A 16363-nucleotide genomic window follows, 5' to 3' on the forward strand; every position below is an offset into this window, starting at 1 on the left:
CTGTCAGCAGCGGCCGGTGCACTCCTGCTCGGGGAGGCTGGTGCGGGCCCAGGTGGCGAGCTGCTCGAGGACCGGTGACAGCGACTGCCCGGCCTCGGTGAGCTGGTAGCCGACCGACACCGGCGGGCCGTCGTCGACGGTGCGCTGCACGAGCCCGGCCCGGGTGAGCTCGGTCAGCCGGTCGGACAGGACCGAGTCGCTGATCCCGCCCACGGCCCGCCGCAGCCCGGAGAAGGTCGCGGGACCGCCGGCCAGCACGCCGATGATCAGCCCGTTCCAGCGCTTGCCCAGGAAGCCGAAGGCCCGCACCAGGGCGCCGTCGCACGCGGTCGGCGTGTGCAGCAGCTCCTCGGTCACCCCGCCATCGTACGGCGTGGCGACCCCGTGCACTTCGCTTCTCGTAGTGCTAGCTTTCCCGAAGTACTAGCAAACGGCTAGCGACTAGCAATCGGGGAGTCAGTCATGTCTCTGTTCCGTCTGGACGGCAGCATCCGGGTCGAGGGGTCGGCCAGCCGCGCGATCGCGGACATCGTCGAGCGCGAGTGGCGGGCCGGGAACCCCGACGCCCCGGTCACCCGCCGGCACGTCGGCACCGAGCCCCTCCCGGCCACCGCCTGGGCCGACGCCGTCAGCGGGTCCTACCTGACCGCCGACCAGCGCACCCCGGCCCAGAGCGAGGCCGCCGCCCTGGCCGCCACGCTCGCCGACGAGCTGGCCGATGCCGAGGCGCTGCTGTTCGCCGTCCCGCTGTACAACTTCGGCGTCTCGCAGCACGTGAAGACCTACGTCGACATGGTCATCACCGACCCGCGGTTCGGCCCGCGCGCCGAGGCCCCGACGATCGGCAAGCCCGCGGTGCTGGTCACCGTGCGCGGCGGCAACTACAGCGCCGGCACCCCGCGCGAGGGCTGGGACCACGCCACCAGCTGGATGCGCCGCATCCTCGAGGACGTCTGGGGCATGGACCTGCGCGTCGTCGAGCGGGACTTCACCCTGGTCGGGGTCAACCCGGCGCTGGACTCCTTCACCGAGATGGCCGCCGAGCTCAAGGAGACGGCCGAGCGGGAGGCCGCCGAGCACGGCCGCCTGCTCACCAGCGCCCGCGCCGCCGCCTGACGGAGGACCCTGCTGCCCCCCGCCCTGCAGCGGGGCCGATGGAGTCCCAGCGCTCACTTCCTGACGCGCTGGGACTCCATGAGCGGGGTCAGCCGTCGCCGAGCCCCACGGTCATCTGCACCTCGTAGCGGTCGCCGCGGTAGGTCGTCTCGGCGTGCTCGACCGGGCGGTCGCCGCTGTAGGAGACCCGGTCGAAGACCAGCACCGGCCGGCCGGTGGACATCCCCAGCAGCGCCGCGCGCTCCCGGTCGGCGTCGGTGGCCCGCACCGTCTGCTCGGCCCGGTCGATCGTGCAGCCGTAGGTCTCGGCCAGCAGGGTGTACAGCGAACCGGTGAGGTCCTGCCGGTCCAGGTCGGGCAACCTCTGCGCGTCGTACCAGCCGTCGTCGATCGACATCGGCTGCTCGTCGGCCAGCCGCAGCCGGCGCACGTGCCAGGCCTGGGCACCGGCCGGCAGCTGCAGCGCGCGCCGGGTCGCCGGCGGCGGGGCGAGCCGGGCGACGTCGAGGACGACGGTGCCCGGGCGCAACCCCAGCCGGCGCATGTCCTGGGTGAAGGACGCCAGGTGCAGCTGCGAGCGGGCGGCCCGCTCGGCGACGAAGGTCCCCTTGCCGCGCACCCGCACCAGCACGCCCTCGCTGACCAGCTGCCCGATCGCCTCGCGGACGGTGATCCGGCTGACCCCGTGCTCCACGCACAGCTGGCGCTCCCCCGGCAGCGGCGACCCGGCGGGCAGCCGGGCGGCCAGCTCGGTCAGCCGGCCCCGCAGCTGCTCGTGCTTGGGCACCACCCCGTCGACGATGAGGGGCTCGGACACGGCCGTCATCGTGCCAGTGCGGCCGGGTCCCCACGCCGCCGCGCTCACCACCCCTGGGAGGCCAGCTTGTGGGCGAGCACGTAGCGGTGGTGGTCGGCGCGGACCAGCCGGCTGCCGGCCGCCTCGTCGACCACGAGGGTCACGTGCGGGTGCAGCTGCAGGACCGACCCCGGGCAGGACGCGGTCAGCGGCCCCTCCACGGCGGCGGCGACCGCCTCGGCCTTGCCCTCCCCGGTCGCCACCAGCACCAGGTGCTGCGCGCCCAGGATCGTGCCCAGCCCCTGGGTGATCACGTGCCGGGGCACGGCGTCGACGTCCCCGCCGAAGAACCGCGCGTTGTCGGTGCGGGTCTGCTCGGTCAGCGTCTTGACCCGGGTGCGGCTGGCCAGCGAGGAGCCGGGCTCGTTGAAGCCCACGTGCCCGTTGCTGCCGATGCCCAGCACCTGGACGACGACCGGGCCGGCGGCCAGCAGCTGCGCCTCATAGTCCCGGGCGGCCTGCAGCGGGTCGGCCGCGGCGCCGTCCGGGCCGTGCACCACCGCCGGGTCCAGCCCCAGGGCGTCGGTGAGCTCGCGGCGGATGACCTCGCGGTAGGACTCCGGGTGTCCGGCGGGCAGGCCGACGTACTCGTCGAGCAGGAACGCCTGCACGCCGGTGAGCGACAGCCCCTCGTCGCGGTGCCGGCGCAACAGCTCCTGGTAGGCCAGCAGCGGCGAGGACCCGGTGGCCAGGCCGAGCACGACCGGCCCGCTCCGGGCCAGTGCGGGCAGCACCGAGCCGACGACGGCGTCGGCGACCACCCGCCCGCAGTCCTCGGGCGTGGGCAGCAGGACGACCTCCACGGTCAGCTCTCCTCTCGGGGCACCCACGCACCGGCCCGGAGGACGGCGGTGGGGATCAGGTCGGGGTCGGTGACCAGCACGTCGGCGCGGGCACCGGGGACGAGGCGGCCGACGTCGTCGCGGCCCAGCAGCCCGGCGGGCGTGCCGGTCGCGGCGAGGACGGCGTCGGCCAGCGGCACACCGGCGGCCACGGCGCAGCGGACGACGTCGACCAGCCGCGCCGTCCCGCCGGCGATGGCGCCGGGGCCCTCGCCACCGGACAGCCGGGCCACTCCCCCGCTGACCTCGACCGACAGCGCCCCCAGCCGGTAGGCGCCGTCGGGCATGCCGGCGGCCGCCATCGCGTCGCTGACCAGCGCGACCTGTCCGGGACCGACCAGGTCGAACACGGCGGCCACCGTCTCCGGGGCCAGGTGCACGCCGTCGGCGATCAGCTCGACGACCAGCTCACCGCGGGCCGCGGCGGCCAGGCAGGCCGCGACCGGGCCGGGGGCGCGGGACAGCATCGGGGGCATCCCGTTGAACAGGTGGGTGGCCGACAGCGGGCCGGTCGCGGATGCGGCCCGGACCGCTGCGGTGGTCACCCCGGCGGTGGCGTCGGTGTGCCCGAAGCTGGGCAGCGCACCGTGCTCCCGCAGGACGGCGACCAGCTCGGCGGCGTGCGCGGTCTCCGGCGCCAGCGTCGTCGAGACGACCACCCCGGTGGCCAGCAGCGACCGCAGCAGCTCCGGGTCGCCGGGCACCAGTGCGGCCGGGTCCTGTGCGCCGCAGCGGGCCAGGGAGAGGAACGGCCCCTCCAGGTGCACCCCGGCCAGCTCACCGGCGTGCACCAGCGGGGCGAGCAGCGCCAGCCGCTCGTGCAGCACCGCGGCGGGGGCGGAGACCAGGCTGGCGACCAGCGTCGTCGTCCCGTGCGCGCGGTGGTGGGCGGCGGCGGTCCGCACCCCGTCGACGTCGTCGTCGGGGAACCCGGCACCGGCCGCGCCGTGGCAGTGCAGGTCGACCAGGCCCGGCAGCAGCAGCCGGTCCGGGGCAGGCGGGGGCAGCTCGCCGTCCCAGTCCGCCGCCGACCCGGCCCAGGAGACCCGGTCACCGACGACGGCGACGATGCCGTCGTCGGTGACCGAGCCGCCGGTGACCAGCCGGCCCCGCAGCACGGGGGCGGGCCGGTCGGTCAGGACTGCGTCCTGGGCTCGGTGGTGCTGCTCGGCGCGACCGTCTCCGGCGTCGCGGCCGGGGCGGCCCCGTCGTCGGTGCTGCTCACGACGGCCTCGGCGTCGGTCTCGCGGCCCGGCGTCTTGAGGTTCCACTTCCGGATCACGAAGCGGAACACCACGTAGTAGATCGCCGCGTAGCCCAGCCCGATCGGGATGAGCAGCAGCGGCTTGGTGGCGATGCCGAAGTTGAGCAGGTAGTCGATCGCGCCGGCGGAGAAGCTGAAGCCGTCGTGGATGCCGAGGGCGTTGGTCAGCGCCAGCGAGGTGCCGGTGAGCAGCGCGTGCACCAGGTACAGCGGCCAGGCCACGAAGAGGAAGGAGAACTCCAGCGGCTCGGTGATGCCGGTGAGGAAGGCGGTGAGCGCGGTCGACAGCATGATGCCGCCGACGATCTTCTTCTGCTCCGGCCGGGCCTCGTGCCAGATGGCGATGGCGGCCGCGGGCAGGGCGAACATCATGATCGGGAAGAAGCCGGTGGTGAACGTCCCGGCGTCCGGGTCGCCGTTGAGGAACCGGGGGATGTCGCCGCTGAACGTCTCGGTGCCGACGGTGAAGTCACCCAGGGAGAACCACACGACGGTGTTGACGATGTGGTGCAGCCCCAGCGGGATGAGCAGGCGGTTGACCGTGCCGAAGATGCCGCCGCCGACGACGGTGTTGCCGTCCACGGCCTCGCCGAGGCTGGTCAGCGCGCTGTCGAAGGGCTTGTAGAGGAACGACATGACCACCGCGAGCAGCATGATCACGATCGCGGTGATGATCGGGACGAACCGCCGGCCACCGAAGAAGCCCAGGTAGGTGGGCAGCTTGATCCGGTAGTAGCGCTGCCACAGCGTGGCGGTGATGATGCCGACCAGGATGCCGCCGAGCACCCCGAAGTTGATCAGCTCCTGGTCCTCGCCCTCGGCCGCGGCGCCCAGGACGACCGGGCTCATCGCCTCGAAGACGTTGGACAGCACCAGGTAGCCGACGACCGCGGCGAGCGCGGTCGAGCCGTCGGCCTTCTTCGCCCAGCCGATCGCGATGCCCACGGCGAAGATCAGCGGCAGGTTGCCGAACAGGGCGTTGCCGGCGGCGGCCATCACCGCGGCGACGGTCTCCAGGGACTCCCAGCGGCCGATCATGTCGTCCTGCCCCAGGCGCAGCAGCAGGCCGGCGGCGGGCAGCGCGGCGATGGGCAGCATCAGGCTGCGGCCCAGGCGCTGGAGGCCGGCGAGGCCTCGACGCTCCTTCGGTGGTGCGGCGGTCAGGCTGGCCATGGGGCTCTCCTCGGGTGGGTGCGCGGGACGGGACGACACGAACTGCCGAGCTGTTCGCCGGCCATTCCCTCGGACGTCGACCAACCGGTACCGTCCGGTCATGACCAGTTGATCCGGGAGGATGGTGGGCGCGCCCACCGCCTGTCAACACCCTGGACGCCGCCGGTCGGATGCCGTTACCTGTACGACTCCACGACGTGATCGCGGCCCCCGGGCCGCCGGGAGGAGAGCTCCATGGGCAAGGCCGAGCAGATCGTCGCCGGACTGGGTGGCGCCGCCAACATCGACGACGTCGAGGGCTGCATCACCCGGCTGCGCACCGAGGTCAAGGACCCGTCCCTGGTCGACCAGGTCGCGCTGAAGCAGGCCGGCGCCCACGGCGTGCTGGTCGCCGGGCGGATCGTCCAGGTCGTCGTCGGACCCGAGGCGGACTCGCTGGCCGACGACGTCAACGACCTGCTGTGAGCCTGCTCGTCACCGCCCCGCTGCCGGGGACCGTGCTGCCGATCACCGACGTGCCCGACCCGGTGTTCGCCGCCTCGATGGTGGGCGCCGGCGTGGGCATCGACCCGGCCGCGGACGCCGGGCTGGTCGACGTCGTGGCCCCGGTGGGCGGGCGGCTGCTCAAGGTGCACCCGCACGCGTTCATCGTGCTGACCCCGGAGGGCCGCGGCGTGCTGGTGCACGTCGGCATCGACACGGTGCGGCTGGACGGCGCCCCGTTCACGCTGCACGTGACCGAGGGCGACGACGTCGCCGCCGGCGACCGGGTGGTCACCGTGGACGTGGCGGCGGTGCGCGCCGCGGGCATGTCGCCGGTCAGCCCGGTCGTGGTGATGGACGCCGCCGCCGACTCGATGCCGCCGGTGACCGCGGGCGCCTCGGTGGCCGCCGGCGACGAGCTCTTCCGCTGGCCCGCCGGAGCCTGACGAAGCACCCCCCGCCCCCGCCACTCGCACGCTCGCGGCGGGCCCTGCAGCGGGGCCGGGATACGGTCCGCCGGGTGAGCAGTGAACCGATGCGCGAACGGACCTACTCCTGGGGCGATCCGAGGGCCTCGGTCGCCGCCGCCCGCACGTCCTCGGGGATCGAGGTGCTGCGGGCGATGGCGGCCGGCGAGCTGCCCGCCCCGCCGGTGATCGCCACCCTGGGCTTCGAGCTCGAGTCGGTCGAGGAGGGCCGGATCGTCTTCGCCCTGGAGCCCGCGGAGTTCCACTACAACCCGATCGGCTCGGTGCACGGCGGCGTCTACGCCACCCTGCTGGACTCCGCGACCGGCTGCGCCGTGCACTCGAGGCTGCCCGCCGGCGTGGGCTACACCAGCCTGGACCTGACGGTGAAGTTCCTCCGCCCGATCACCGTCGACACCGGCCGGGTGCGCTGCACCGGCACCGTCACCCACCTGGGCAGCCGGACGGCGCTGGCCGAGGCGCGCCTGGTCGACGCCGCCGACCGGCTGCTCGCCACCGCCGTCAGCAGCATCCTGCTCCTCCGCCCCTGACCCACGGACGGCGTCCGTCGAGATCTGCGCTCTCGGGGCTTCCCCGCCAGAGAGACCACGAGAACGCAGATCTCGGCCGGGTGGCAGGTCGCGCCGCCCGGCGCGCCGCCTCAGGCGGGGACGCTGACCCCGATGCCGCCGCGGGTGTCGGCGCCGTAGCGGGCGATCTCCCCGGCCAGGTCCAGCGCGCGGGTGGTGGCCCCCAGCGCCTCGATCTCAGGGGTGATGAGGTCGGCCGGCAGCAGCCAGGAGACCTCGAACTCGATGCCGTCGGGGTCCTGGGCGTAGAGCGCCTTGGTGGTGGCGTGGTCGGAGGCGCCGGTCAGGGCACCGGCCTCGGCCAGCGCGCCGCGGATGCGGGCCAGCTCGCCGAGGGTGTCGACCTCCCAGGCCAGGTGATAGAGCCCGACGGTGCTGCGCCCGGCGCCGGACGGGCCGGCCTGCTCCCCCACCGCGAACAGGCCCAGGTCGTGGTCGTTGGTCGACCCCTCGGCCTGCAGGAACACCGCCCGGCCGGGCATCTCGACCTTGACGCGGAAGCCGAGGACGTCGCGGTAGAAGGTGGCACTGCGGTCGACGTCGCGGACGAAGAGGACGGCGTGGTTGAGGCGCTGGACGGGCATCGTGAGGCTCCTGCGGGTCGATGGGACCCCAGTGTGCGCGCAGGTGATTGAGACTTCAAGTACCTGCCGGGCGGGGTGTCATCGACCCGACGTGGGTAGCGCGCCCGCATGGACCACTCACGCGTACCGGTGATCGAGTCGCTGCAGGCCTTCCGCGAGCGGGGCGACCTCGTGTTCGGGCCGCCCGGCCACAAGCAGGGCCGTGGTGCCGACCCGCGGGTGGTCGAGGTGGTCGGCGAGGGGGTGTTCGCCTCCGACGTCCTCACGCTCAACGGGCTCGACGACCGGCGGGAGTCCCAGGGGGTGGTCAGCCAGGCCGAGGACCTGATGGCCGACGCCGTGGACGCCGACACCACCTTCTTCTCCACCTGTGGCAGCTCGCTGTCGGTCAAGACCGCGATCATGTCGGTGGCCGGGCCGGGCGAGGAGCTGCTGATCAGCCGGAACGCGCACAAGTCGGTGATGGCCGGGGTGATCGTCAGCGGCATCGTGCCGGTGTGGGTGCACCCGCACTTCGACACCGACCTGGCGATCGCCCACCCGCCGGAGCCCGACGACGTCCGCGCCGCCCTCGAGGCGCACCCCGACGCGAAGGGGATGCTGTTGATCACCCCGACCGACTGGGGCAGCTGCGCCGACATCGCGGGCGTCGCTGCGGTCTGTCACGAGTTCGACGTCCCGCTGATCGTCGACGAGGCATGGGGCGCCCACCTGCCCTTCCACCCCGACCTGCCGGCGTGGGGCATGGACGCGGGCGCGGACCTGGTGGTCACCAGCGTGCACAAGATGGGCGCGGCGATCGAGCAGAGCTCGGTCTTCCACCTCAAGGGCGACCGGGTCGACCCCTCGGTGCTCAAGCAGCGCGAGGACCTGCTGGGCACGACCAGCTCCTCCTCGCTGGTCTACCTGACCCTGGACGGCTGGCGGCGGCAGATGGTCGAGCAGGGCGAGGAGCTGCTCGGCGCCGCCCTGCAGCGCGCGGCCCGGCTCCGGACGGCGGTCGAGGGGATCGAGGGGCTGTCGCTGATGGGCCGCGAGGTGGTGCGCCCCGGCGGCGCGTTCGACCTCGACCCGCTGGTGTTCACCATCGACGTCCGGCCGCTGGGCATCTCCGGCTACCAGGCCGGTGACTGGCTGCGCGCGGAGTGCCAGGTCGACGTGGGGTCCGCGGACGCCTGCCGGTTCAGCGCCCGGCTCACCCACGCCGACGACGACACCATGGTCGACCGGCTGGTCGAGTCGCTGCAGCAGCTGGTCGCGGCCGCGCCGTCGATGGAGCAGCAGGCGCCGGTCGTGCTGCCGCCGGCGCGCTCGCTGGAGCTGGAGAGCGTGATGCGACCGCGCGACGCGTTCTTCGCCCCGGTCGAGCAGGTGCCGGTCGACCAGGCCGTCGGCCGGGTGGCCGCCGAGATGATCAGCCCCTACCCGCCCGGCGTCCCGGTGCTGTGCCCCGGCGAGCGGATCAGCCAGGAGGCCGTCGACTACCTGACCAGCGGGGTGGTCGCCGGGATGCTGGTCCCCGACGCCGCCGACCCGTCGCTGCAGACGCTGCGGGTGGTCAGGCGGTGACGGCCCGGCTGCGGGGCCGGACCGCCCGGGCGACGCCGGTGGCCAGGGAGCGGCGGCCCGCCGGCGGCAGCGCCCGGGCGACCCGCCACATCGTGGCCGCGACGTCCGCCGGAGAGGACCCGGTGTCGAGGTAGGCGTTCCAGGCCGACGGGGGCAGCGTGAAGAAGGTCGAGAAGAAGGTGTCGGTCTGCTCCTCGTCCAGGCCGAGCAGCACCTCCCGGCCCAGCGCGAACAGCCCGAGGGTCGCCCGCCGGCGGGCACTGCGCACCAGCGCCCGCACGGCGTCGGCGTCGGCCCCGGCCAGCACCGCGTCGGCGACGGCGGCCCCCGTGCGCAGCGAGGTGGCCACGCTGTAGCCGGTCGCCGGGTGCACCAGGCCGGCCGCGGCCCCGACCGGGACGCCGGCGCCGCGCCGGACCGCGGCGTCCAGCGGGATCGCCACCTTCTCCGGTTCCTCGGCGGTGCGCAGGCCGGCCTCGGCCATCAGCCGGTGCAGCCTGTCGCGCAGGTGTGGCAGCGGCACCGGCGGGCGGGCGGCCAGCGACGTGGCCTCCAGCAGGGTGGTGCCGTCGTCCAGGGCCATCCCGTAGAGGAAGACCGGCGGCTGCGGCACCGCCGCTTCCCGCAGCGTGACCCAGTCCATGAACAGGGCGCTGCCGGGCGGGACGAGGTCGCCGACGTCGCCGGTGACCCGCTCGCCCCAGGCCCGCTGCTGGGCGCTGCCCGGTCCACCGCCCCGGGCATCGACGACCAGCCCGGCGGTGAGGGTCGTCCCGTCGGCCAGCGTCACCTGGCGGCCGTCGTCCTGGACGCCGGTCACCGTGCCCGGCACGGTCACCCCGCCGCCGGTGGCGAACTGGTCGAGCAGCAGGCCGTGGACGACGTCGTTGTGCAGCCGGGCGTAGCCGCGGCCGAGGTCCCGCTGCCCGGTGCTGGTGCGCACGACGGTGGCCGGGTAGCGGGCGCCGAGGGCGGGTCCGCCCGCGGGACCGGCCAGGGCCGTGGTCGCCGCGTCGAGCTCGTCGGCCCACAGGCAGTAGGTCTGGTGCCAGGGCCGCAGGTGCGGGGCGACCAGCGCCACCCGCAGCCCGCGGACCGCGCACGCCGCGGCGACCGCGAGCCCGGCCGGCCCGGCACCGGCGACGACGACGTCCCAGCGCCCGCGGGAGCTCGGGGGCGGTGTCATCTCCTGCCCAGGAGACCACACGCCGCCGGTGGGCGTCAGCCGATCGCCCGCAGGCTGCTCGGCCCCGCCTCGGCCGGGCGGGCCCGGTCCTCGGGGTGGCAGCGCACCGCGAGCAGGGCGATGTCGTCCTCGCGGCCGTCGCCGTTGCGGTCCACGACGGTGTCCAGCAGCTGGTCCAGCGGCAGGTGGTGGTGCTCGGTGAGCGTGCGGCGCAGCGCGGCGATGCCGAGGTCGATGTCGGCGCCCCAGTCGCGGTGCTCGATCAGGCCGTCGGTGTAGAGCACGACGGTGTCCCCGGGCGCGAGCTCGACGGTCCAGTCGTGCCGGCGCCGGCCGGCGTCGACCCCCACCAGCACGTCGGGGCGCCGGTCCAGCAGCGTGGTCGTGCCGTCGGGGTGCAGCAGCACCGGCGGCGGGTGGCCGGCGTTGGACCAGCGCAGCAGCCACGCGCCCTCGGCGCGGGCCCCGGCGTCCTGCTCGATGCGGGCCAGCAGCACGGTGGCGAGGCCCGCGACGTCCAGCCCGGTCATCGCCCGGTCCAGCCGGCTCAGCGTCTGGGAGGGCTCCTCGCCGCGGTCGTAGGCGAAGGCGCGCAGCAGGGTGCGCAGCTGGCCCATCGTGCCCGCGGCCCGGATGTCGTGGCCGGTCACGTCACCGATGGCGAGCACCGTGGCCCGCTCGGCGGTGAGGAAGGCGTCGTACCAGTCGCCGCCCACCTGGTCGCCCGCGTGCGAGGGCACGTACCGGGCGCGGATCTCCAGGTGGTCGGGCTCGGGCAGGTGGGTGAGCATCGCCTGCTGCAGCGTCTCGGCGACCGTGCGCCGGTCGGCCAGCGACACCTCCGCCCGCGCCTGGGCACGGGCCGCCCGCAGCGCGGCCTCGGTGGCCCGGGCGCGCAGTGTGCGCAGCTGCAGCTCCGAGCTGCAGGCGTCGGCGAGGTCCTGCAGGACCGCGACCTCGGTGCCGGTCCAGTCCCGGGGCCGGTCGTCGATCGCGCACAGCGACCCGACGACGTCGCCCTCGGCACCCACCAGCGGGACGCCCAGGTAGGCGATCACGGACAGGTCGCGGATGGCGAGGTTCTCCCACACCAGCGGGTCGAGGCGCGCGTCGGTGACCACCAGCGGCGCGCGGGTGCGCACCACGTGCTGACAGAAGCTGTGCGACAGCGGCGTCCGGCGGGTGCCCTGCCAGGGCTCGGGGAGCCTCAGCGCGCCGGGGAAGACCTGCTCGTCGGCGGTCACGAAGGAGACCAGGGCCACCGGCACGCCCAGCGTCTGCCGGGCCAGGCGGGCGAACCGCTCGAACGCCGGGTCCGAGGCCGCCCTGACCGTCTCCGGCAGGACCACCGGGAGCGCACCCACCACCACGTCGTCCACGGTCGTGCCCCCTGCTCCCGGTCGATCAACCCCGGCGCACGCTACCCGCGCCGTGTGTCAGCGGCGGTCCTCCCGCGTGCGGCGGCTGGACCGCCCCGCACGTGGTCTCATCGGGGGCGTGAGCACTCCCCCCGTCGTCCGGCTCGCCACCCGCGCCGACGTCCCCCGCATGGCCGCCACGCTGTCGCAGGCCTACCCCGACTACCGGTGGACCGGCTGGGCGCTGCCGGAGGACGGCCGCACCCAGCGACTGTCCCGCTGGTGCGAGCTGTGGGGCGGGCTGGTCCCGGTCCTGGCCGGGACGGCGTGGGTGACCGACGACGTGAGCGCGGTCGCCGCCTGGGTCGCCCCGGACGCCGGGGAGCCGGCCGCGGACCTGCAGGCGGTCATCGACCGGGACCTGCCGCGGGTGTTCGGTGCCCGCCAGCCGGTGGTGCTGGCCAGCCAGCGGCTGGGCGCGCTGGGCCGGCCGGACGAGCCGCACTGGTGGCTGCACGCGGTCGGCACCCGGCCCTCGGCCCGGCACGCGGGACTCGGCGCGGCGGTGCTGCAGCCGGTGCTCGACCGCTGCGACGCCGAGGGGGTGCCGGCCGCGGCGACGGTCTACACCTCCACCGTCGTCCGCTGGCTGCAGCGCTCGGGCTTCGCCGTCACGCACGCCACCCGCACGGCGGTCGACCACGAGCTGCCGATCTGGACCCTGGTCCGCCAGCCGAATCGAGGCTGACCCCGGGGGGCCACCGGACGGCACGGGGAGGACGGTCCGGGCGGGGATGACCGAGGTGTCCGGTTCCGACCCGAGGAGACCTCGTGCCCGAGTACACCCTGCCCGACCTGCCCTACGACTACTCCGCCCTCGAGCCGCACATCAGCGGCCGGATCATGGAGCTGCACCACGACAAGCACCACGCCACCTACGTGGCCGGGGCCAACACCGCGCTGGAGAAGCTCGCCGACGCCCGCTCGACCGGCGACTTCGCCACGGTGAACCTGCACGAGAAGAACCTGGCCTTCAACCTGGCCGGGCACGTCAACCACTCGGTGTTCTGGCCGAACATGACCCCGGACGGCGCCGGCCGCCCCGACGGTGAGATCGCCGCCGCCATCGACGACCAGTTCGGCGGCTTCGACGGCTTCCAGGGCCACTTCACCGCCACCGCGATGGGCGTGCAGGGCTCCGGCTGGGCCGCGCTGACCTGGGACTCGGTCGGCCAGAAGCTGCTGATCAACCAGCTCTACGACCACCAGGGCAACCTCGCGGCCGGCCTCGTGCCGCTGCTGCTGCTCGACATGTGGGAGCACTCGTTCTACCTGGACTACCAGAACGTGAAGGCCGACTACGTGAAGGCCTGGTGGAACGTCGTGAACTGGGCCGACGTGCAGCAGCGCCTCACCACCGCCCGGACGGCGACCAGCGGTCTCATCGTCCCGGCCTGACCGCCACGGGGCACGGGCGGGCAGCGATCCGTCCGTGCCCCGGCCAGGTGAGCCTGGCCTGACCCCCGGGGGCCACAGGTCGGCCCCGATGGCCCTCCCGCGCCGGGCAGGACAGGAGGGACGACCCCGCACCCCAGCCCCGGGAGGGCACGTGTACCTGTCGAAGACCGAGGCCGCCGTCCTCCCCAGCACGCTGCCCCGCGGCCCCCGCCCCGCCCCGCAGGCGAAGCGGCGGATGTGGCCGCTGCTCGGACCCGCGTTCGTCGCCGCCGTCGCGTACGTCGACCCCGGCAACTTCGCCACCAACTTCTCCGGCGGCGCCTCGTTCGGCTACACGCTGCTGTGGGTCATCGTCGTGGCGAACCTGATGGCGATGCTCATCCAGACGCTGACCGCCAAGCTGGGGCTGGCGACCGGGCGCGACCTGGCCACCTGCTGCCGCGAGCGCTTCCCCCGGCCGGTCACCTGGGGGCTGTGGGCGCAGGCCGAGGCGGTGGCCATCGCCACCGACCTGGCCGAGATCGTCGGTGGGGCGGTCGCGCTCAACCTGCTCTTCGGGGTGCCGCTGTGGATCGGCGGGATCATCACCGCGGTCGTCGCCTTCGTCCTGCTCGCCGCCCAGTCGCGCGGCTTCCGGCCCTTCGAGCGGGTGATCACCGGGCTGCTGCTGGTCATCGGCGGTGGTCTCGGCTACACGCTGGTGGGCGCCGGGGTCGACCCGAGCGGCGCGGCGTCCGGCCTGGTGCCCAGCTTCGCCGGCACCGACAGCCTGCTGCTGGCCACCGGCATCCTGGGCGCGACGGTCATGCCGCACGTCATCTACGTGCACTCCGCGCTGACGCCGGGCCGGTACGGCGACACGGTCACCGCCGGGAAGACGCACTCCGGACGGCGCGGGCTGCTCCGGGCCCAGCGCCTCGACGTGGTCCTCGCCATGGGCCTGGCCGGGCTGGTCAACGCCGCGATGCTGGTGATCGCCGCCCAGCTGTTCACCCCCGGCGACGGCATCGAGTCACTGGAGAGCGTCCACGCCGGGCTCGGCGACCGGCTCGGCAACGGCGCGGCGCTGGCCTTCGCCGTCGCCCTGCTGGCCGCCGGGTTCGCCAGCTCCTCGGTCGGCACGCACGCCGGGCAGGTGGTGATGGCCGGCTTCCTGCGCAAGCACATCCCGGTGCTGGTCCGTCGGCTGATCACGCTGGCCCCCGCGCTGCTGGTGCTGGGCCTCGGCGTCGACCCGACCAAGGCGCTGGTCTGGTCTCAGGTCGTGCTGTGCTTCGGCATCCCGTTCGCCCTGGTGCCCCTGCTGTGGCTCACCTCGCGCAAGGACCTGATGGGCGGCTGGGTCAACCGCCGGGTCACCACGGTCGCCGGGTCGGTCGTCGCGGCGCTGATCATCGCGCTCAACGGCTACCTGCTGGTCAGCACGTTCCTCGGCTGACCAGCCCGCTCTTGCGGTCTTCCCCCCGCTCCTGCGCTGCTGCAGGACCGCAGGAGCGGGGGGAAGACCGCACGAGGCACGAACGGGACAGCGGCGGAGCGGGACAGCGCCCTGGGGTCCGCGCCTCGGGGGCCCCTCGGCGGCCGACGCCTCGACGGCGCGAGCCAGGGTCAGGAGGTGGCGTCGGGGGCGCCGGGCTCGAACAGGACGCTGAGCCGGCCGCGCTCGTCGGTGCCCACCAGCGCGCGCACGCCGTAGACCCGCGCGATGAGCTCGGCGGTGAGCACCTCGCGCGGTGGGCCTCCGGCCACGGCCCGCCCGCGCTCGAGCACGACGACCTCGTCGCAGAACAGCGCCGCCAGGTTCAGGTCGTGCAGGGCGATGACGCTGGTGACCGGCAGCCGGGCGACCAGGGCGAGCAGCTCGAGCTGGTGGCGGATGTCCAGGTGGTTGGTCGGCTCGTCCAGCAGCAGCTCCCGCGGCTCCTGGGCCAGCGCCCGGGCGATCTGCACGCGCTGGCGCTCGCCCCCGGAGAGCGTGTGCCAGAGCCGGTCGGCCTTGTCGGTGAGGCCGGTGTGCGCGAGTGCGGCGGCCACCGCCCCCTCGTCCCCGGCGCCGGCCGACCCGAGGAACCCCCGGTGCGGGATCCGGCCCAGGCGGACGACGTCCCGCACCCGGATGTCGGTGTCGGTGTCGGCGTGCTGGCTGACCACCGCGACCGCGCGGGCGACCTCCCGGCGGGGCAGCGAGCCGAGCGCGGCGCCGTCCAGGGTGACCACGCCCGCGTCGGGCCGGGCGGTGCCGCTCAGCAGCCGCAGCAGCGAGGACTTCCCCGAGCCGTTGGGCCCCAGCAGCCCGACCGTGCTGCCCGGGGCCGGGGTCAGGGTCACCCCGTCGACGACCAGCGCCCCGCCCCGGTGCCAGCGGACCCCGCGCGCCTCGAGCGTCACCGCGCCCGCCGGCGCCGCAGCAGGATCAGCACGAACGCCGGCACCCCGACCAGCGCCGTCCCGACGCCGACCGGCAGCGGGGTGGGCTGGAAGGCCACCCGCGACACCGCGTCGACCCAGACCATGAAAACGGCGCCGATCAGCGCCGTGGCCGGCATCAGCCGGGCGTGCCGGGGGCCGACGAGGAAGCGCGCGGCGTGCGGCAGGACCAGCCCGACGAAGCCCACGGCGCCCGCGACGCTGACCAGCGCCGCGGTGAGCACGGCGGTGAGCACGAGCAGCAGCATCCGCGCCCGGGTCACGTGCACGCCTAGGGAGGCGGCGACGTCGTCGCCGAAGGAGAAGGCGTCGAGGGTGTGCGCCGAGCCCAGGCACAGCGCCAGGCCCAGGACGACGACGGCGCCGCAGAGCGCGACGTCGTCCCAGCGCACCCCCTCCAGCGAGCCCAGCAGCCAGAACATGACGCCGCGGGTCTCGTCGGAGTCGGCGAAGGCGAACACCACGAAGGAGGTCAGCGCGGAGAACAGCTGGGTGCCCGCCACCCCGGCGAGGATGACGCGGTCGGTGCCGCCGCCGGAGAGCTGGGCGAGCAGGACGACGAGACCAAAGGCGAGCACCGCCCCGAGGAAGGCGCCGCCGGACAGCCCGATCGCCGTGCCGCCGAGGCCGAGCACCCCGACCAGCACGGCACCGGTGGAGGCGCCGGAGGAGATGCCGAGCAGGAACGGGTCGGCCAGCGGGTTGTGCAGCAGCGACTGCAGGACCGCCCCGCAGATGCCCAACCCGGCACCCACCGCGGCCGCGGTCAGGGCGCGGGGCAGCCGCTCCTCCCAGACGATCGCGTCCTTCGCCGCCCGGACCGGGACCTCGGCCAGGCCCAGGTGGTTGAGCAGCACGTCGCGGACGTTGACCAGCGAGACGTCGGCCGGGCCGAGGGTGATCGCGGCCGCGACGGACAGCACCACCGCGACGAGCCCGACGGCGACCAGCGCCGTCCCGAGCGCGCGGCGCGGTCGCCCGCCGGCCGCC

18 protein-coding genes are annotated in these 16363 nt (G+C 74.8%); 8 read left to right on the top strand and 10 right to left on the bottom strand.

Features of this window, described 5'->3' with window-relative positions:
• Window positions 1-3: 3 nt before the first annotated feature.
• On the bottom strand, window positions 4-357 hold the full coding sequence (locus tag O2W14_RS00370) for a winged helix-turn-helix transcriptional regulator (RefSeq protein ID WP_269174102.1): 354 nt from the start codon (window positions 355-357) through the stop codon (window positions 4-6).
• Window positions 358-462: 105 nt separating this feature from the next.
• Between O2W14_RS00370 and O2W14_RS00375 the strand changes: the two genes are divergently transcribed.
• Window positions 463-1116, top strand: coding sequence for an FMN-dependent NADH-azoreductase (locus O2W14_RS00375; RefSeq protein ID WP_269174103.1), 654 nt, complete (start codon window positions 463-465; stop codon window positions 1114-1116).
• A gap of 88 nt (window positions 1117-1204) precedes the next feature.
• Here the strand turns inward: O2W14_RS00375 and O2W14_RS00380 are convergent, their stop codons facing one another.
• The 4 genes from O2W14_RS00380 to O2W14_RS00395 are packed head-to-tail and all read right to left on the bottom strand — an operon-like array spanning window position 1205 to window position 5251.
• Window positions 1205-1933: a GntR family transcriptional regulator gene (locus O2W14_RS00380; protein ID WP_269174104.1), complete on the bottom strand. Its 729-nt coding sequence runs from the start codon at window positions 1931-1933 to the stop codon at window positions 1205-1207.
• Window positions 1934-1977: 44 nt separating this feature from the next.
• Window positions 1978-2775: a glucosamine-6-phosphate deaminase gene (gene nagB, locus O2W14_RS00385; RefSeq protein WP_269174105.1), complete on the bottom strand. Its 798-nt coding sequence runs from the start codon at window positions 2773-2775 to the stop codon at window positions 1978-1980.
• 2 nt (window positions 2776-2777) lie between these two features.
• Window positions 2778-3932: an N-acetylglucosamine-6-phosphate deacetylase gene (locus tag O2W14_RS00390; protein WP_269174106.1), complete on the bottom strand. Its 1155-nt coding sequence runs from the start codon at window positions 3930-3932 to the stop codon at window positions 2778-2780.
• A gap of 17 nt (window positions 3933-3949) precedes the next feature.
• Entirely contained in the window at window positions 3950-5251 is a 1302-nt protein-coding gene (locus tag O2W14_RS00395; protein WP_269174107.1) for a PTS transporter subunit EIIC, read from the bottom strand.
• Window positions 5252-5485: 234 nt separating this feature from the next.
• On the opposite strand from O2W14_RS00395, the gene O2W14_RS00400 reads away from it, so the two are divergent.
• The 3 genes from O2W14_RS00400 (at window position 5486) to O2W14_RS00410 (ending at window position 6752) form a co-directional block, all read left to right on the top strand.
• On the top strand, window positions 5486-5716 hold the full coding sequence (locus O2W14_RS00400) for a PTS glucose/sucrose transporter subunit IIB (RefSeq protein WP_269174108.1): 231 nt from the start codon (window positions 5486-5488) through the stop codon (window positions 5714-5716).
• Window positions 5713-6180: a PTS sugar transporter subunit IIA gene (locus O2W14_RS00405; protein ID WP_269174109.1), complete on the top strand. Its 468-nt coding sequence runs from the start codon at window positions 5713-5715 to the stop codon at window positions 6178-6180. Before O2W14_RS00400 ends, O2W14_RS00405 begins: the two co-directional genes overlap by 4 nt.
• A 74-nt stretch (window positions 6181-6254) precedes the next feature.
• Window positions 6255-6752: a PaaI family thioesterase gene (locus O2W14_RS00410; protein ID WP_269174110.1), complete on the top strand. Its 498-nt coding sequence runs from the start codon at window positions 6255-6257 to the stop codon at window positions 6750-6752.
• A 110-nt stretch (window positions 6753-6862) separates the two neighbouring features.
• On the opposite strand, the gene O2W14_RS00415 is transcribed toward O2W14_RS00410, so the two are convergent.
• Window positions 6863-7375 (bottom strand): VOC family protein, encoded by a 513-nt coding sequence (locus O2W14_RS00415; protein WP_269174111.1) that lies wholly within the window; start codon window positions 7373-7375, stop codon window positions 6863-6865.
• Window positions 7376-7483: 108 nt separating this feature from the next.
• Between O2W14_RS00415 and O2W14_RS00420 the strand changes: the two genes are divergently transcribed.
• Window positions 7484-8944: an aminotransferase class I/II-fold pyridoxal phosphate-dependent enzyme gene (locus O2W14_RS00420; RefSeq protein WP_269174112.1), complete on the top strand. Its 1461-nt coding sequence runs from the start codon at window positions 7484-7486 to the stop codon at window positions 8942-8944.
• Here O2W14_RS00420 and O2W14_RS00425 read toward each other — a convergent pair.
• Window positions 8934-10130, bottom strand: a complete 1197-nt coding sequence (locus O2W14_RS00425; protein ID WP_269174113.1) for a lycopene cyclase family protein — start codon at window positions 10128-10130, stop codon at window positions 8934-8936. The genes O2W14_RS00420 and O2W14_RS00425 overlap by 11 nt on opposite strands.
• Window positions 10131-10165: 35 nt before the next feature.
• Window positions 10166-11509, bottom strand: a complete 1344-nt coding sequence (locus O2W14_RS00430; RefSeq protein WP_269174114.1) for a PP2C family protein-serine/threonine phosphatase — start codon at window positions 11507-11509, stop codon at window positions 10166-10168.
• A 118-nt stretch (window positions 11510-11627) separates the two neighbouring features.
• On the opposite strand from O2W14_RS00430, the gene O2W14_RS00435 reads away from it, so the two are divergent.
• From O2W14_RS00435 to O2W14_RS00445, 3 genes are all read left to right on the top strand, one after another.
• Entirely contained in the window at window positions 11628-12236 is a 609-nt protein-coding gene (locus tag O2W14_RS00435; protein WP_269174115.1) for a GNAT family N-acetyltransferase, read from the top strand.
• 83 nt (window positions 12237-12319) lie between these two features.
• Window positions 12320-12946, top strand: coding sequence for a superoxide dismutase (locus O2W14_RS00440; protein ID WP_269174116.1), 627 nt, complete (start codon window positions 12320-12322; stop codon window positions 12944-12946).
• 151 nt (window positions 12947-13097) lie between these two features.
• Window positions 13098-14384: an Nramp family divalent metal transporter gene (locus O2W14_RS00445; protein WP_269174117.1), complete on the top strand. Its 1287-nt coding sequence runs from the start codon at window positions 13098-13100 to the stop codon at window positions 14382-14384.
• Window positions 14385-14554: 170 nt separating this feature from the next.
• On the opposite strand, the gene O2W14_RS00450 is transcribed toward O2W14_RS00445, so the two are convergent.
• Both O2W14_RS00450 and O2W14_RS00455 read right to left on the bottom strand, forming a co-directional pair.
• Window positions 14555-15334, bottom strand: a complete 780-nt coding sequence (locus O2W14_RS00450) for an ABC transporter ATP-binding protein (protein ID WP_269174118.1) — start codon at window positions 15332-15334, stop codon at window positions 14555-14557.
• Window positions 15331-16299: a FecCD family ABC transporter permease gene (locus O2W14_RS00455; protein WP_269174119.1), complete on the bottom strand. Its 969-nt coding sequence runs from the start codon at window positions 16297-16299 to the stop codon at window positions 15331-15333. The genes O2W14_RS00450 and O2W14_RS00455 overlap by 4 nt, the downstream gene beginning before the upstream one ends.
• Window positions 16300-16363: the final 64 nt, after the last annotated feature.

The organism is Modestobacter sp. VKM Ac-2986, assembly GCF_026967795.1.
In the GTDB taxonomy this organism is placed as follows: domain Bacteria; phylum Actinomycetota; class Actinomycetes; order Mycobacteriales; family Geodermatophilaceae; genus Modestobacter.

Coding starts and splice junctions, on each gene's coding strand:
- O2W14_RS00400 (WP_269174108.1), top strand. CDS start 5,486: ATGGGCAAGGCCGAGCAGATCGTCGCCGGACTGGGTGGCGCCGCCAAC.
- O2W14_RS00425 (WP_269174113.1), bottom strand. CDS start 10,130: ATGACACCGCCCCCGAGCTCCCGCGGGCGCTGGGACGTCGTCGTCGCC.
- O2W14_RS00375 (WP_269174103.1), top strand. CDS start 463: ATGTCTCTGTTCCGTCTGGACGGCAGCATCCGGGTCGAGGGGTCGGCC.
- O2W14_RS00395 (WP_269174107.1), bottom strand. CDS start 5,251: ATGGCCAGCCTGACCGCCGCACCACCGAAGGAGCGTCGAGGCCTCGCC.
- O2W14_RS00415 (WP_269174111.1), bottom strand. CDS start 7,375: ATGCCCGTCCAGCGCCTCAACCACGCCGTCCTCTTCGTCCGCGACGTC.
- O2W14_RS00420 (WP_269174112.1), top strand. CDS start 7,484: ATGGACCACTCACGCGTACCGGTGATCGAGTCGCTGCAGGCCTTCCGC.